The sequence below is a fragment of the Pseudoalteromonas rubra genome (assembly GCF_000238295.3).
Taxonomy (GTDB): domain Bacteria; phylum Pseudomonadota; class Gammaproteobacteria; order Enterobacterales; family Alteromonadaceae; genus Pseudoalteromonas; species Pseudoalteromonas rubra.
On sequence record NZ_AHCD03000035.1, the window covers coordinates 1,223,191 to 1,238,680 of the forward strand.

Annotated in this window: 13 protein-coding genes; 7 read left to right on the top strand and 6 right to left on the bottom strand. The window is 48.0% G+C overall.

What is annotated here, in order from left to right; translation table 11 throughout:
- Positions 1–57: 57 nt before the first annotated feature.
- The 6 genes from PRUB_RS16685 (at position 58) to PRUB_RS16710 (ending at position 5,453) form a co-directional block, all read left to right on the top strand.
- Complete coding sequence (locus PRUB_RS16685; RefSeq protein WP_010382574.1) at positions 58–258, top strand: hypothetical protein; 201 nt, start codon at positions 58–60, stop codon at positions 256–258.
- A 147-nt stretch (positions 259–405) separates the two neighbouring features.
- Positions 406–585, top strand: a complete 180-nt coding sequence (locus PRUB_RS16690; RefSeq protein WP_040644644.1) for a hypothetical protein — start codon at positions 406–408, stop codon at positions 583–585.
- A gap of 297 nt (positions 586–882) precedes the next feature.
- Positions 883–2,061, top strand: coding sequence for a multidrug effflux MFS transporter (locus PRUB_RS16695; protein ID WP_010382575.1), 1,179 nt, complete (start codon positions 883–885; stop codon positions 2,059–2,061).
- A gap of 277 nt (positions 2,062–2,338) precedes the next feature.
- A complete protein-coding gene (locus PRUB_RS16700; protein ID WP_010382578.1) occupies positions 2,339–4,156 on the top strand; it encodes a S8 family serine peptidase in 1,818 nt (605 codons plus the stop codon).
- Positions 4,157–4,348: 192 nt separating this feature from the next.
- On the top strand, positions 4,349–4,984 hold the full coding sequence (locus tag PRUB_RS16705; RefSeq protein WP_010382579.1) for a LysE family translocator: 636 nt from the start codon (positions 4,349–4,351) through the stop codon (positions 4,982–4,984).
- Positions 4,985–4,991: 7 nt separating this feature from the next.
- Positions 4,992–5,453, top strand: a complete 462-nt coding sequence (locus tag PRUB_RS16710; protein WP_010382580.1) for a methylglyoxal synthase — start codon at positions 4,992–4,994, stop codon at positions 5,451–5,453.
- A gap of 10 nt (positions 5,454–5,463) precedes the next feature.
- Here the strand turns inward: PRUB_RS16710 and yegD are convergent, their stop codons facing one another.
- From yegD to sixA, 6 genes are all read right to left on the bottom strand, one after another.
- The gene (yegD, locus tag PRUB_RS16715; RefSeq protein WP_010382581.1) at positions 5,464–6,828 is read right to left on the bottom strand and encodes a molecular chaperone; all 1,365 of its coding nucleotides are present in this window, start codon (positions 6,826–6,828) and stop codon (positions 5,464–5,466) included.
- An 88-nt stretch (positions 6,829–6,916) separates the two neighbouring features.
- Positions 6,917–7,756, bottom strand: coding sequence for a DNA ligase (locus PRUB_RS16720; RefSeq protein WP_010382582.1), 840 nt, complete (start codon positions 7,754–7,756; stop codon positions 6,917–6,919).
- Positions 7,757–7,843: 87 nt separating this feature from the next.
- Positions 7,844–8,506 (bottom strand): HAD family hydrolase, encoded by a 663-nt coding sequence (locus tag PRUB_RS16725; protein WP_010382583.1) that lies wholly within the window; start codon positions 8,504–8,506, stop codon positions 7,844–7,846.
- A gap of 30 nt (positions 8,507–8,536) precedes the next feature.
- The gene (locus PRUB_RS16730; protein ID WP_010382584.1) at positions 8,537–8,830 is read right to left on the bottom strand and encodes a hypothetical protein; all 294 of its coding nucleotides are present in this window, start codon (positions 8,828–8,830) and stop codon (positions 8,537–8,539) included.
- Positions 8,831–8,962: 132 nt separating this feature from the next.
- Complete coding sequence (locus PRUB_RS16735) at positions 8,963–11,257, bottom strand: TonB-dependent receptor (RefSeq protein WP_010382585.1); 2,295 nt, start codon at positions 11,255–11,257, stop codon at positions 8,963–8,965.
- Positions 11,258–11,899: 642 nt separating this feature from the next.
- Positions 11,900–12,367, bottom strand: coding sequence for a phosphohistidine phosphatase SixA (sixA, locus tag PRUB_RS16740; protein ID WP_010382586.1), 468 nt, complete (start codon positions 12,365–12,367; stop codon positions 11,900–11,902).
- Between the two features lie 211 nt (positions 12,368–12,578).
- Between sixA and PRUB_RS16745 the strand changes: the two genes are divergently transcribed.
- Positions 12,579–15,266: an insulinase family protein gene (locus tag PRUB_RS16745; protein ID WP_010382588.1), complete on the top strand. Its 2,688-nt coding sequence runs from the start codon at positions 12,579–12,581 to the stop codon at positions 15,264–15,266.
- Positions 15,267–15,490: the final 224 nt, after the last annotated feature.

A 15,490-nucleotide genomic window follows, 5' to 3' on the forward strand; every position in this document is an offset into this window, starting at 1 on the left:
TTATGAGATAAAACAAATAGGTAATAAAAAAACAACTAACACTATAAGGAAAATAAAATGAAGCTCATCAAAAAACAAATCAAAATGCTTTCTAAGGACACCACGCGCCTGCCTGTACTTATGACTGCCAATATCGCGGGTGGCAGACGTACCCGTGGCAATGAGATTGAAAACACAGAAGAAAGCATTTGCACCGCGAATGCCCTTGCTTCAGCAAACGAAATCAAAAACTCGGCCCACAGCATTTGTACGGCCTAGTTGCATATTACTACGCCATGTACAGCACAAAGGCGTCAGCACGAGCACATTTGCGCACTGCAAAAAAGACGTTGACAAATACGATTTACATCAAGTAGCTTGTAACTGACCCATTTAAAAAACAAAATAATTCAACAGGATATGAAAATGAAACTAGCACTTAAAAAGAAACAACTAAAACAACTAGACAACACTATGCGACTGGATAAGCAAGCCACACCTCAAATTGGCGGCGCTGGCGAGAGCTCACCACCACGTGCTTGCCTGCCAACCGGGCACATTTGTGATCGGCTGAGTGGCAAAAGCGACCACACCTGCTGGTGCTAATTAAATCGCGGCAGTGCTGCTGCCGCACTCAATCCACTTAACCTAACCCAAAATGCGTTAGACACAGCAAACGACCCACCACACGAACTAAAACGCTCTTACCGTAATCTGCCTTTTTGTTGCCCTTGCTTCAGAAAACGACATCACCAACACAGTTCCACTCACTCTTTCCTGACCACCATTTACATAGCGTATTTTAGCGTCATCCGGACATCGCAATAAAAAATTTCTTGTTCCGGCGCTTTGTCCTGTCTTTTTTTCTTAGGATCCCTACAATACCCGCCATAAGGAGACAGCATGCAGCAAAAAACCAGCAAACTATTGATTTTTATACTCGCTCTGCTAGTGGTGTTTTGTCCACTGGGGATCGATCTTTACTTACCCGCATTCGTTAATATGCAACAAGACCTGGCCGTCAGTGAAGCGCACATTCAGCAAACGGTGGGCATTTATATGTTGGCTGTAGGGCTTGGACAACTACTTGCCGGTCCGCTTGCCGACAAATATGGCAGACGCCCGGTTGCTTTGTCCGGCATACTGTTATTTGGCATTGGAGCACTGCTGGCCACCTTACTGAATGAATGGCACTGGATCATGCTTGCCCGTGTATTACAGGGCTTAGGGGCTTGTGCCACCTTTGTCAGCGCCTTCGCAATTGTACGGGATAGTTTCGGTCACAAAGGCAGTGGTCAGATGATCACCTATCTTAACGGCATTGTCTGCTTTATTCCGGCACTTGCCCCTATTCTGGGTGCTTGGCTGACCATAGAGTTTGGCTGGCGCAGTAACTTTACCTTTCTGACGGGCTTTGCCGCTGTTGGCCTGGTATTGGTGCTGGCACTGTACCGGGAAACGAAACCCGACACCACTGTTTACTCTGGCCATTTACTTGATTTTCGCCGCTTCCACCCCATGCTGAGTAGCCCCCAATTTATGTTCAACGCCAGCATTACTATGGTGTGTATGGCGGCTATGTTGGTATTTGTCGTCGGCGCCCCGGGCTGGATCATGACCGGGCTTAATCGTCCCGTTGAGGAATTTACCATGTGGTTTACCATCAACGCCGCGATTAGCATTGCTGCCAGTTTTACTGCGCCCCACTTCATTAAACGCAACTCGCAGCAGGCACTGAGATTTGGCCTGAGTTTATTTACCCTTGGTGGGATCTTGTTGTTAATCACACCGCAAACTCACCCGCTGGCGTATCTGTTACCTATGTACATCGCCTCTGTCGGTTTTGCCTTTACGCTGGGGGCTGCGGCGGGCAATGCCCTGGCTCCTTTTGCCAATCAGGCCGGGACAGCTTCCGCCCTGATCGGGGTTATGCAAATGAGTGGCGCCGGGCTATTAGCGATGATCAGCCAGCCACTGGCGTTACCCGCTCCGGAGCAGTTAGCCATGCACATGCTCATCGGACTGCCTTTCTTATGTTTACTGTTCAGTCGTTGCAAAGATAATTTGCATACCCCGACCTGATCAACAATCCGCCAACTTGGTATCATTATCTTCATATTAGGCACAAAATAGATAATGATACCAATTTTCATTATTATGAAAGAATAAAAATTCTATATATCCAGACTTCTGCTAATATTATTTAATTATAAATAAAGAATAATTCATTCCTACAAGTTCCAACAATGTAGATAATTTCTCTTTACGTTAGCGCAATATTACGTCTATCTTAATAAGCGTTAACCAACGGTTAGCAATGTAACCAAGTTAAAATAATTAAAACCAAGAGATAATAATAATGAAATTCAACAAGTTTACGACGTCACTTCTACTTGCAGGTTTATGTGCCACAGCAACAGCTCAGGCGACCGAAGACAGATTCATCATCCAGGTTGATAACAATAAAAAAGGCATAGTCAAAGCACTGGCACAGAAAATGGGTGCACAACTGCACATAGACGGTGATGGCTTCCTTGCTGCCACATTTAGCGGCAAAGAGCTCAGTGAAGTTAAGGGACTGCTTAACAACCCGCATATCAAATTGATAGAGGTGGATCAAAAGCGTCAACTGATGGGTTTATATAATGATGATGCCGGCGACCCAATGCAGCAACAGGTTGCCCCATACGCATATTATCAGTCGCAGGCGAACCAGGTGACCTTTGATGCCAATGCCGGCATGAAAGTCTGCGTCATCGACTCAGGTCTGGATATGTCCAACCCGGATTTCATCTGGGGCAACATCACAGGCGATAATGACTCAGGTACTGGCAACTGGTATGAGCATGGTGGTCCACATGGCACCCACGTGGCAGGGACCGTGGGCGCTGCGGACAATAACATCGGTGTGATTGGTATGGCACCGGGTGTCGACATGCACATCATCAAAGTGTTCAATGCGGAAGGCTGGGGTTATTCCTCAGATCTGGCACACGCAGCAAACTTGTGTAGTCAGGCGGGTGCCAATATCATCAGCATGAGCCTGGGTGGTGGTGGTGCAAACAGCACCGAAGAAAATGCTTTCGAAAGTTTTAATAATGCTGGTGGCCTGGTCGTTGCGGCAGCTGGTAACGATGGTAACAATGTCCGCTCTTACCCGGCTGGCTACCCGTCAGTCATGATGGTAGGTGCAAATGACGCTGATAATAACATTGCGGATTTTTCTCAGTTCCCAAGCTGTCAAAGTGGCAAAGGTAAAAATGCCGGTCAAGATGAAACTATCTGCGTTGAAGTCACCGCTGGTGGCGTTGACACTCTGTCTACGTACCCTGCTGGCCTTGCCACATCGTCCAGTCTGAGCGTTGATGGTGCAGCGTTTGCTTCATCTGCGATGGAAAACAGTGGCAGTATTTCTTCGTCAGTATATTTCATGGGCACAGCAGAAGCGACCGACAGCTCGGCAAATGGCAAAGTGTGCCTAATCGATCGGGGCAATATTTCTTTCCATGACAAAGTCGCCAACTGTGAAAACTCAGGCGGTGTCGGTGCAATTATCATCAATAATGAAGCGGGTATGCTCTACGGTACGCTGGGCGACACCAATACCACCAGCATCCCGGCAATTGGTGCAGCACTGGAGGACCGTACAGCTTTGTTAGCCGCCACTAGCGCAAACATTGTAATTGGTACTTCAGATTATGGCCTGATGAGCGGTACTTCAATGGCAACCCCGGCCGTGTCAGGTATCGCCGCCTTGGTTTGGTCAAATCACCCTGATTGTACTGGCCAGGAAATTCGTGCTGCGCTCAAAGCAACGGCACAAGATAGTGGTGCGGCTGGTAAAGACGTTTACTTTGGCTACGGCATTGTCAAAGCGGCAGACGCAGATGCTTACCTGACTGCCAATGGCTGTGCCGGTGGCGGTAATGGCGGTGACCTGCAGCTCAGCGCCTCAGGATACAAATCAAAAGGCAATAAATACGTTGACCTGAACTGGCAAGGCGCTTCTACCTCGCAGATCGATATTTTCCGAAACGGTAGCAAGATTGTCACAACCAGCAACGATAATAGCTACACAGATAGCATCAGTGGTAAAGGTGGCGGTAGCTACACTTATCAGGTTTGCGAACAAGGCAGCACATCTGCTTGCTCTGCAACTCAGACTGTTGTGTTCTGATACTAACCTGCTGGTGTTATGACGAGACACACAGGCACCCTGCGTGCCCATCTATCTCGCTGCACTGAGCCTGGTTGGTATCCCCCAACCAATTAATAACCAGTTTTTATGCGGGCGTATGCCCGCATTTTTTATAGGTTTTTTTATTTAAGCTGGTTACACTAAGTGCAATTATGTTGAACAGAGCCCGTCATGCTAAACCCGGAATTACTCGCCTCTTTTTTATTTGCCAGCTTTATTATTGCCATTGCCCCAGGCCCTTCCAATGCCTTTTTAATGGCTCAGACCTTTACCAACGGCCGCACAGCCGGAATGCAAAGTGCTTTTGGCTTTGCGCTGGGTGGAGTGGTCCACACACTGTTTGCAGTGATTGGTTTGTCAGCTATCCTTAAGGCCTCAGAAACCGCCTATACCACAGTGCAATACCTGGGTGCGGCCTACCTTGCCTACCTGGGGGTACGCACTTTCAAAGACACCCTATCTCAGCCAGAGAACAACGACGAAGAAAAGCCCCATGTCAGCAATAAGAAGCAACAAAATGTCATGTTCCAGGCTATGATGACAGAAGTGCTCAACCCCAAGGTTGCGTTATTCTTTATTGCCTTCATTCCTCAGTTTGTTGATCAAAGCCTGACAACGTCTACCACAGTGCAGCTTGCGATGTTCGGGTTACTCTATCCAATTCTGGCCTTTCCTATTGATTGTGTGTATGTTTACAGCGGCGATAAAATCGCCGGCTATTTTCGCGCTCATCCCAGTGCACCGATTTGGATAGACAGGATCTCGGCCTTTATCTTCGTCGCACTGGCAATTAACTTATTATTATGAGGTAAGTATGGATACCAAGTCGCAGGTCATTCCGGCTAAAAAACGCATCGCACTGGTCGCGCATGATGGCAAAAAACAGGCTATGGTCAGCTGGTGTCAGGCGCACCTGGATAAGCTCGCTATGCATCAACTCTATGCAACAGGAACAACCGGTCACCTCATTGAAAAAACCTCTGGGTTGGAAGTCACTAAGTTACTCAGCGGCCCGATGGGAGGCGACCAGCAACTCGGCGCTAAAATCGCTGAGAACGAAATTCACATGTTGATTTTCTTCTGGGATCCGCTTGCGTCACAGCCGCATGATCCGGATGTCAAAGCGCTGTTGAGGCTTGCGGCAGTGTGGAATATTCCGGTAGCCTGTAATGAGACCACCGCAGATATGTTGTTGTCATCCATGATGATGACCACCCCAATTGAGCGCCAGCTACCCGATTATGAGCAATATCTGGCGCATCGTATGGCGCTATAGCACCCAATCACTAGCGGTATAATTGACTCGCCCACTTGGTCAGACCGGCGGTAACACTACCAAAATTATCGCCATTGACCATAGGGATATCGCCCAGGCGTTGCTGTAGTGCCAATTTTAGCAGCGGAGACTGGGCACTCCCCCCTGTCAGATAAATCACATCGGGACGCGTGCCTGCCTCAGCTATTGCCTGCTCAGCCAGCACTGCGGCTTGCTCAAGACAGCTTGCCACCGACTCAGCCATAGTCTGCGCACTAATATCGACGCTCAGCTCGCTATCCAGAAAGTCCAGGATTGCCGTATGTGAATTCTGATCAGACAGCGCAATTTTTGCCAGCTCGCCCTGACGCACGAATTGATGCGTCATCTTGCTGTGCTGGATCTTTAACAATCGCTTAAGTTTTCCCGGCTCACAGACATCTCTCAGCATACCGGTCAGCTCGCGCGCCATTTGCGCACTGTAGAAGTCACTTTGCATCTGAATGTCATTAATTTTACATGCCTGCCAGAACAAAGGGTTGGGCAAGGGCAAACCAGATGTAAACTGGCTGCCCAGCCCACATACTGGCATCAAGGTGTGAAATGCCAGTGCGATATCGAGATCATTCCCGCCTATTCGTTTACCGGTGTGGGCCAGAAAGTCATCACTGCGATCCGCCTTAGCACGAAAGTCCGGTCCCATCTGCACGAAAGAGCAATCACTGGTACCACCACCAATATCCACCACCAGCACTTTCTGATCCTGAGTCAGGCGAGACTCATAATCAATGCCTGCTGCCAGAGGCTCATACAAAAAGGCCACGTCTTTAAATCCGGCGCGCTTCGCTGCGGTCGTCAAAATATCTATCGCCTGGCGGTTGCTGTCCTCGCCCCCAATGGCCTGGAAGTTAACCGGTCGACCAATGACCGTTTGGCTGAGCGGCTGCTCCAGATGACGCTCAGCACGGCTTTTTAGCTCCATGATCATGGTCGTTGCAATGTCTTCGAAAAATGCCAGCTGAGCTGGTTTCAGACCAACCGCACCAAAAAAAGACTTGGGCGACTTCACGAAGTACCCTTCTTCAGGAAACGCGATGTATTCTTCTATGGCTTGCTGACCGACAAACACCCCTTGCTCGTCAGCCGCCAGGTCAAGCTCACGCCGTGCCATAGCTGCATTGCCTAACAAAGGCTTACGCGCTGCCTGATAGTCCGCAGCAAATGCTGTGCCTGCAAGATTGTGTGCAACATACTCACTCACCAGGCTGTTGTGTAACGCGTATAGTGTCGATGGCAGGTAAGGTTTGCCCTGTTCCAGAGGCACCAGTGTTACATCGCCTTGGTGCATCACACCGATTGCGCAATTAGAACTACCGTAATCAAATCCTGCTATCATTTGTCACCTCACAACCATAAAAAGGTCGCGCACTGTATCACAGCAAAGTGGCAAGTAAAAGCCTTCGCGTGCCTCTACAACACAATCCTTAAAGTGGTTGCCTGACACGTAAAAAACGGGCAAATCGCGGTTTACCAAATTTTGTGACACCCTGATATCGGTAGGTCACCTGACTGCCAATTGGGGGAGGCTCGCGCCGCTGCTCATCCGTGAACCCCGAACCAATTTTAAAGATAATGCCCTGCGGCGTTTTAACCCGGATTGCACCCATCATGCCCTGATATTTACCTTTACCGGGCAAATGTGCCAAGACCTCAGCTTCGGCGTCGAAATAAGGTTTGTACTTTAGAATGGCCGAACTGCGTCCAGCCTGATGCTGTGCCTGATGTTCATGCAGCATGACTCCTTCGCCATCGCGTGCCAGTACTTGCTCAAAAAATTCATCCAGCTCAGCCTTGGTTGTAAACCGATACTGAGGTACCGCGCGGACATGGGGCTGTGCCAGCTTATCGATAAGCTGAGAATAGACGTCATACCGTTGTGCAAAGGGTACAGCCACACTGGGCGCATCAAAGATCAGATAGTGTATCTGGCGCCAGTCCTGTTCGGATGCCTGATGACGCCGCACCACAGCACTGACAAACTCAAAGTTCTGATAGCCAGCCCACAGCTCTCCGTCAAGTAGCATATCTGGCAATTCAGAGGTAAACCAGGCGGGCGCATGGATCATCTGACCCGTTCGGGTAAGCAGCTGCTGACCATTCCACACCGCTCTGACGCCATCAAACTTTTCACTTACCAGATAATGGGAGACCGGTCGTTGTGCCTGATACACTTTGGCCAATTGCACATCGGGGGCTGGACTTGCACAGGCTATTTGCAGATAACACAGGCAGGCTAACAGCCAACCTGTCAGTTGAATGTTCATCGCTACGCTCCTTGTAGGCAGAGTTAAGATATCCTCCCTCAGAGCTTAGCGCGGCGTCAGGAAATCGCCAGTCGCAAGTTGGTGGTACTAAGCTTTTGCGAGTAGCCCCTCAATAACAGCTTGCGCCGACAGCAGCGATTGCACTTGCCAGGCAGCCTGAGAAAAGTCTTGCTTTGCTGAATGCTCGTTAGGAATCACCAGTACCTTCAAACCTGCGGCGCTACCTGAGCTCAGCCCGGTTGTACTGTCTTCCAGCGCAATGGCGTTTTCTGGCTCAACCTGCAATGCGGACAGTGCCTGCTGGTATGGCTCAGGATGAGGTTTTGGCTGAGTCACGTCATCTTTAGTGACAATACAATCGAAGAAATGCTGCAACCCGTAGTGATTCAGCACCGGGATCGCTTCGGCGCGGGTACTCCCCGTCACCAGCGCTAACTTACAATGCGTCGACGCATAACTTAAGATCTCATGTGCATAAGGCATGAGCTTTGGCTGCAGCGTCGCTGCGGTGTCGACAAAAAACCGGTTTTTATCGTCGCATAACGCCTGCGCTGTGCTGGACAGGTTGTGACGTTCAAGGAGTATTTCAGCAGTTTTTAGCGTGGGTACGCCAGAAAATTCATCACAAAATGCCAGCTCGCTATACTCAACACCAAACGGTGCCAGCACACGCAGCCAGCTGTGATAATGGAGCGCTTCAGAATCCACCAGCGTCCCATCAAAATCAAACAAGATTGCCTTTAAACTCATCATCGCTCCTTCTTTATCAGTATAATGTTATCAGGCTTTAGCAGGTGGCTCTGCGTGTGCAGGTTCACCGCTGTCTTTTTCTACCAGCTCATAACCACGCGGTTTACGTACCACTTTCAAAACAGGCTTATCAAATGCTGTCTGTAAACGGGTAAAATCGGCTTTAAGATCATCAATACTCTGACCATAAGGTGACTCACCCGTTTCAGACCAGTTAACCGCTTTGCCATTCTCATTGTACTCAACCGCATGTACCTGATACTGCTCTGGCGCATCTTTATTTGCTTCACAATAGATAACGCGATAATTCCAAAATGCGGACATAGTTTCTTCCTCAAAAATTCTGTATTTACCCGGGTACTTTACCAGTACTGGGGCCTGCTTGCATGACAGTATTAATAAAAAAACCCGTGGATGGTGACCATCCACGGGTTTTTACTTTAATTTAAGGTGAAATTAAAAGAATTTCACTTTGAACTCGGCACCCACAAAGCGCTCTTCGTTCAGCATACCTGTGTTGTTGTTGAAGTCTACACCACCGATAACCACCTGCTCATCAAACAGGTTACGTACGAAGGCAGAAACTTCATAGTCGTTGTCGCCCGAGTTCCACGCGTAACCCGCACGCACACCGGCTTCAAACAGAGCTTCACCAGTGAACTCAACTGACTCATACAGGAAGAAGTCGATTTCACTGCGGTATGACAAGTCGGTGTATACAAAGAACTCACCGTTTTCCAGTTCTGTGGTGTAACGCAATGTCGCGTTAGAGATCCACTCTGGCGCGTGCGGCAAGCTATTCCCATCCAATCTTGCACGCGCTTCTGGACCAAATGCGCCTTCAACCATGTAGGTTGGATCTGTCACAGTACACTGACCGCATACGGCAACCGCCAGGTCTGGATCATCAATCTCAGTTTTGTTATAGCTCACATTGAAGGTTGCATTCAGTTCATCTGTCAGCACCCACTCACTGTCTACCTCAAAGCCATAACCCGTGGTTTTGTCGGCGTTGATCAGACGGTTGAAGTTAGCGCCACCGCCCACAGCCGTCAGTTGTTGGTCGTCCATCTGGAAGTAGAATACAGTTGCGTTAACACGACCCTGGCCATCCAGAACGTCTGATTTAACACCAAACTCAATTGAGTTAACTGTTTCAGATTCTGCGACTGTTACTTCATTACCAAACAAGATACGGCCTTGTACACTCGGTGCACGGAAACCGTTAGCAAGACGACCAAACAAGTTAACGTCATCAGTCAGCTTATAAGTAGCGCTCAAGTCCCAGCTCACATGGCTATCACTTGGGTTAGCACCTAGTTGCAGGTTGTCTGAGGTACGCTTTGCCATAAAGTCTTTTTCATCATCTGAATAACGTAAGCCAAGCGTAACATCCAGTTGTTCAGAGACAGTATAATCAAACGAGCCAAATAGCGCCCATGCTGATGTTTCCTGATTTTGTACTACATAGCCAGTTTGCAAGCCATAGTTGCCCGTTGACTCATCGAATTGAGACGTATCAAAGTTGAAGCTTTCTATCGTTAAGTCTTCTTCAAATAGGAACAAACCAACCTGATAGTTGAAGTCTCCAGAGAAGTTGCTTGAAAGGCGAAGTTCTTGTGTATACTGGTCATGGTCAGGGATAGCATCAGCTGTTTCTGCCTGGAAGAAAATAATGCCCGGACCCTGAGGAACAGGTGTACCTGTTGTCGAGTCAGTCCAGCCACCGTAACCACCATCAACGTCTGCACGCGAGTAAATCTCAGCGCTTTCCCAGCCGGTGATTGAAGTAATGGTGTGCTCTTTAAGGTCCCATTCCAGCTTCAGGCTCAGACCCTGTGTGTCTACTTGTTGAGTAGCACGAGATGCAGCATCCTGATAAACCACATCGTTATCGTACAATGGGTTAATGTTGTTCGAACCTTTTTCAATCAGGTTCGCACGGAACGGGATCGGACGACCTTCCAAATCACGTACGTGGTAATTCAGCAAACCGGTGAAGTCATCACCTTCATATAAGAACTGAACACGTGCCGCTTTTTCATTGTAGCCACCCAGTGAATCTTCTTTCTCAAATCCTGGTGCTTTTACATCGATGTAATCCGGCTTATCTTGTACCAATAAAGATACACGTGTAGAAATTTTGTCAGTTAGACCTGTACCGGCTGCACCTTCAAAGTCAATTGAGCTGTTGCTACCGTAAGAAACCGCGGCATACCCATCGAATTCCTGGCTTGGCTTAACGCTGTCGAACTTAACCAGACCGGCTGGCGTGTTACGACCGAACAGGGTTCCCTGAGGACCACGCAATACTTCGATGCGCTCGATATCAAATACAGGGAAGCCTTTAAGAATAGGGTTTTCCTGAACAACTTCGTCAACAACCAGAGATACCGGCTGAGACGCGTTCAGATCGAAGTCGGTGTTACCCAGACCACGAACATAAAAGCGTGGGAATGTACGTCCGAATGAAGATTCAACCGACAGGCTCGGGATCTTCGCATTCATAAAGCGGATATCCATACCAGCTGAGCTGTATGCGTCCAAGTTATCGCCTTGCAAAGCAGACACAGAAACTGGCACTTCTTGTGCGTTCTCAACACGCTTACGCGCGGTGATTTGGATCACTTCCAGTTGATTACTTTTAGCTTGCGCTTCTTCTGCAAGCGTAGTGAATGAAGTACCTGCTACAGCAGAGAACAACGTCGCATTGATTAAAGTTGCTAACGTAGATCTTTTCATTGCTTTCATGTTTGGATTTAACCTTTTGTATGCACTCTTAAGTTCAACGGTTTTGATTTGGGCGCCGTATCACAATGGCTGGTTCGCTCAATTTTACGCGCAAATGACAAGCAGCGCGGACCTCACTAGCGAGAGTGCAAAACGACTATATGAGGCTGAACGAGACGGCCGTAATTATAGCAGCAAATTTTCAAATTGCTGCAATTATGCATATAAATTTTCCACATTTTTGTAAATATCGTGAAAGTTAGCTAAGAGTTAACAACTTTTCGCAACAAAAAGCCTCAATATAAGGACAATTGTCCTTACCAAACTCTTGCCTATATGATGGCAGGAAAAGGATTTACCGAATTGAAATACAGGTGTCACTATCTCGCTCTTATCAACAGCCAGCTCTTTATACCGCGAATAGATACACTCTAACCACAAGATCTGCACATGAGCACATTACTTTTTTGGATTGCATAGCAAAACTATCCAGACACATGTGGTGTTGTGCATTTTATGACAAACAATAAGGTAGCACCGAAAACCATCCGCCCATAGATGGTAACCGGTGTCATGAAAGCGATGCCATTGTATTAGAGCATCGTAGTGAAAAGGAGGACATTAGACCGCACCGGGCCAACTTATCCTAAAATCGGTCTCAATTCAGGTAGCAGGTGTGGCGAGCTTGACCAATTCGCTTTTCAGCGTCTCAGGGTCATACTGGATCACCGCCACGGCAGCCGTTGCAAAGATCGGCATTTCACCCGGCACCAATTGATCAACTAAATAACTGACTATCGGCATATGCGCAACAACCAGCCAGGTGTCTAAGGTGTCATGCATACTGATTAAGGTTTCGAGATAATCGATAGCAACAGCAGCATTGCCACTGGGCACAATATCCTGGCATGTCTCTTCGAATGATACAGGGTTGCTTTGCAGGACAGCCTGAGCCGTTTGTTGCGCCCTGATATAGGGGCTCACTAGGACAGCCTGTGGCGGATAATGTTCAGCTAACCATTGACCCATTTCAGCAGCCTGAGCGTGCCCGCGTGAAGTCAATATTCTGGCCGCATCGTTGGCCTGCATAGGGCCCGCTTCGCCATGGCGCATGATCAGAATTGTTTTCATAGCACTCCGAAAGTTGGCAAGAAAATTAGAAGCAAGCAGTAGCTATTGCCCCAAATTGTCCGCTATATTAAAACAAAAGCACCTAAACCTTAAGTTTAAATACAGGCTAATTCAGAGGTGACCGGCTATCGCAACCGTCCTGATGGGCGCTTGCCAGCAGTAGCCCGGAAACAGCAGCCACGTCTCTAACTAATATATCGGCGGCACACAATTGAAACTGAGTAATAATGATAAAAGAAATTATCGTCACCTGACACTGGACAATGGTCTAAAAGTGCTTCTTGTCGAAGATACATCAAGTAATAAGGCAGCAGCCTCCCTCGCAATTAACGTCGGCCATTTTGATGATCCGCAAAGCCGGCAGGGCATGGCACACTTTGTTGAACATATGTTGTTTCTCGGTACTCAGAGTTTCCCTGTGCGCGGCGAATTTTCTCAGTTTGTTAGTCACGCCGGTGGACAAAGTAATGCCTGGACAGGCACCGAACACAGTTGCTACTTTTTTGATTGTCGTGCGGCACTGTTTGCTGAGGCGTTGCAACGATTCAGTGAATTCTTCTATGCACCGCTGTTTAGTGAAGAGGCATTACAGGATGAACGCAACGCCATTGACTCAGAATTTAATCTGAAGGTCAAAGATGATAACCGCAGAATCATTCAGGTGCACAAAGAAACCGTCAATCCGGCCCACCCTTTTGCCAAATTTTCTGTTGGTAACCACAACACGCTGGCCGATCACAGTGGTGATTTTAAACAAGAAATTGAAGCCTTTTTTGCCGCTCATTATCAGGCACAATGGATGACACTCGTACTGGCCGGGCCACACCCTTTAGATGAGCTGGCCGAGCTAGCACGTCGCAACTTTACCCCTGTAACCGGTCATGACATCCCAAAACCGGCCATTCAAGTGCCCTTATACCGCCAACAGGACCTGGGACTATTACTCCACATTGAACCGCGCAAACACATGCAAAAGCTGATTGTCAGCTTTGCTATGCCCGACGTAGAGCGACTGTATAAGTTCAAAAGCCTGAGCTTTCTGGCACACCTATTGGGTTATGAAGGTGACGGCTCACTCTATGCAATTTTAAAGAAAAATGGTTGGATCAACGCCCTGTCCGCAGGCGGTGGCGCAGACGGCAGCAATTTTAAAGACTTTAATATCAGTTTCGCGTTGACTGACGAGGGCATTGAGTACTACGAAGATATCGTAGAAATGCTGTTCGAGTATATCAGCCTGATCCGCGAACAGATTGCCGCTTTACCTGCACTCTACGAAGACAAAAAGCGCTTGCTTGAGCTGGCATTTGAAAATCAGGAACCCAGCAAACTACTCGACTGGGTTAGCGCGCTGAGCATCAATATGCACCATTACGACGACGAAGACACTTTATATGGTGACTACTGTATGAGTGCTTTCAATCATGCACTGCATGAAGAGCTCATGGAGCTGTTATCGCCGCATAACATGCGCCTGATCCTGATCCACCCCGATATTACCTGCGAGAACGATGCTACCCGCAAGGTAGCACAATGGTACAATACGCCCTACCAGGTAGAGCGTATCAACACCGAGTGGTTACAAACGCTTGAACACATTACCACCCCTCTGCCTGAAATGCGCTTGCCTGCTGCGAACCCATACCTGGCGTTTGAAAACCGCCTGTATGACATAGAGCCTGGGCGTAAAACCCCCACCCTGCTCACAGACAGGCCTGGATTTGCCTTTTGGTTCAAACAAGATACGCGCTTTCGGGTTACCAAAGGCCATTTTTATTTAGAGATAGATTCCCGTTGTTCGGTCGAAAACCATAAGAGCATGGCCATGACCAGGCTGTTTGCCGATTTGTTTATGGACAGTGTCGCAGAACAATTTTATGCTGCAGAACTGGCCGGATTGAGCTATCACCTCAGCTCCCATCAGGGTGGTTTGACCTTACAAACCGCAGGTCTGTCTGCCAGCCAGCTCAAACTGGTGCTGCAACTGGTCGAAGCCCTGCTTAAACAACCAATCAGCGCCACCCGCTTTGCGGAATACAAAAAACAACTGATCCGGCACTGGAAAAACCACAATAAGAGTAAACCGGTCAGCGAGTTGTTCAGTTTATTGGGGGCCCACCTGATGCCCTGGAACCCAACACCAGAGCAACTGGCCAAAGCGCTCAAAAATATCAGCTTCAATGAGTTTTGCCTGTTTCGGGATAACTTTTTTAAAGAAATCCACATTAAGGCCTTTATGCACGGTAACTGGCAACTGGATCATGCGCTCGATATGCAAAAGCAACTGCATGCCCTGTTTGCCTACAGCGAAATTCTGGACGACCTGAAAAAACCACTCAACCTGGTCACGTCAAATCAACAAGTGCAAATTGAAAAATCCGGTGCCGAACATGCTTTTGTTGAATACATTCAAGCACCAACTAGCAGCGTGGACGATAAAGTCAAAGTGATGGCTTTCAACCAGCTAGTCAGTCAGGATTACTTTGAGTCTTTGCGCACACAGCAACAGCTTGGCTATTTGGTAGGTGCTGGCTATGCGCCCTTCAATACCCGCGCTGGTATCGCATTTTATGTACAGTCATCCGGTTATGACAGCGCCACTTTGCTACAACGTCATCACCAATACCTGGCTGATTTAATTGTCCAGCTGGATAGCTATGAGGCTACCCAATGGACACAAGTCAAAGCAGCATTGCATTCCCAAATTGCAGAAAAGGACAAAAACCTGAGGTTGCGCTCTCAACGATTGTGGATAGCCATCGGCACTGACGATCACGCCTTTTCAATGCAGGAAAAACTCATTGCAGCACTTGAGGCGCTCACGTTTGATGACCTGAAACAGTATATAGTTAAGCTGATTTCTGAAGACTTTGCGAAAGTTACGCTCAGGTGTAATTAGCCCCCGATATTTCAGTGGCGCATCTGTGCCAATGCGCACCACTAAACAAAACATTAGCAGCGATAAAGTGATACACACTCCATCAGTTCGACATTTAAATGTCACAATGACCGTCTCAATGCGCAAAATACACGCAGATGTACCTTTTAGGTCCGAAATTAGGGATTTTTTCTGACTTTCTTTTTGACTCTGCCTGGGGCATAGATTAGATTAGCAAATGTAAT